Origin of the sequence: Mycobacterium sp. E3339 (assembly GCF_001666915.1) — a bacterium.
Taxonomy (GTDB): Bacteria; Actinomycetota; Actinomycetes; order Mycobacteriales; family Mycobacteriaceae; genus Mycobacterium.
Genome location: NZ_LZIZ01000252.1, coordinates 1 through 1,256, shown reverse-complemented (window position 1 = coordinate 1,256; position 1,256 = coordinate 1). Strand labels below are relative to the sequence as shown.

General features: G+C 68.8%; 1 protein-coding gene and 1 pseudogene. Both read right to left on the bottom strand.

What is annotated here, in order from left to right:
- On the bottom strand, positions 1 to 304 hold a 304-nt coding region (locus tag A5702_RS24365; RefSeq protein WP_156669737.1), incomplete at its 3' end, for a PPE domain-containing protein.
- A gap of 341 nt (positions 305 to 645) precedes the next feature.
- Positions 646 to 1,182 (bottom strand): annotated as a pseudogene (locus A5702_RS24360) (PE/PPE C-terminal domain-containing protein); the annotation flags it as partial.
- Positions 1,183 to 1,256 lie beyond the last annotated feature (74 nt).

The window sequence follows — 1,256 nt, the reverse complement described above, 5'->3', positions numbered from 1 at the left end:
GCACCACCGAGGAAAACACCGACTCATAAGCCGCCGCCGCCGAGCTGGCCTGCACCGCCGCCTGCTCGGCCTGCGCCGCCGTGGCACTGAGCCACTCCGCATACGGAGTGGCCGCGGCCGCCATCGCCGCCGAAGCCGTACCCGCCCACTCCTCACTGGCCAGCTGCGTCACCACGCTCTGATAACTCAACGCCGCCGACTGCAACTCCGCAGCAATCGCATTCCACGCCGACGCCGCAGTCATCAACGACCCCGACCCCGGACCGGCATAAATCTTCGCCGACGTAACCTCCGGCGGAAGCATCCCGAAATCAAACACGAATTACCCCTTAACCCGTCGTATTGAATGACGATAATGCGCTTGCGGCCGGCTGACCGGCCCCGAGCCCGTGGCGGCGGCAACGGCCCGACGGGAACGCGTCCGGCCTGGTCGCCGCCGCCGGGTTAACCCGGCATTGGCCATGCGTTGGGCGGCCGGCCGCTCGTTCGCCATGAGCTGGGAAGAGAACCCCGGTGCGGCGACCCACATTCATCGCCCGGCCGAAACCGAGGCCGCGTGCCCCAGGAGCGGGCCGGCCTGGACCCGATCGGCTTTCGATAAAATCGCGCCGCGAATAAATGGAATGGCGTGTTTTCATGCTGCCGCTATCCGGCCGAGGGTGGTCGGGTGAGCACGCTGTAGCGGAATCCGTATTTGTGCGAGTAGCCCGCGGCGGCGCCGGCGCGGCGGCCCATGACGCCGGTGGGCATGCCGCGCAGCAGGGCGTTGCCCGGCGGATTGCTCGCCCCGGCCTGCAGGGGGGCGGCCTCGGCCTCGGCGGCGTTGGCCGGGCTGACCGCCGAGGTCAGCGTGGCCCACTGCTGGGGCACCGACAAACCCCCGACCTGGGCGGCCTGCCCGGCACCGGCCGAGACCACGTTGCTGCTCAAGCTGCCCAGGTTGCCCAACCCCAACTGCGCGAACTGCGGGGTCGGGAACCAGGCCCCACCGGCACCGGCCGTGCTACCACCGGGCCCGAACACCAACTGCTGGGCAATCGACGAACTGAACGACGCGAGCCCGTTGGAGAAGTAACCGAGCCCGGTGGTCTGCTTGAGCAGCACCGTGTACACCGACGGCGTAAGCCCCAAGTAGTTGTTCGTGGGGGTGGGCAACCCGCTTTGCAGGAAGTTCTGGATGGCGCAGGCCGAGCAGGCGGCGGTGCAGGCCAGCTCGGCGGCGGCGGCTTATGAGTCGGTGTTTTCCTCGGTGGTGC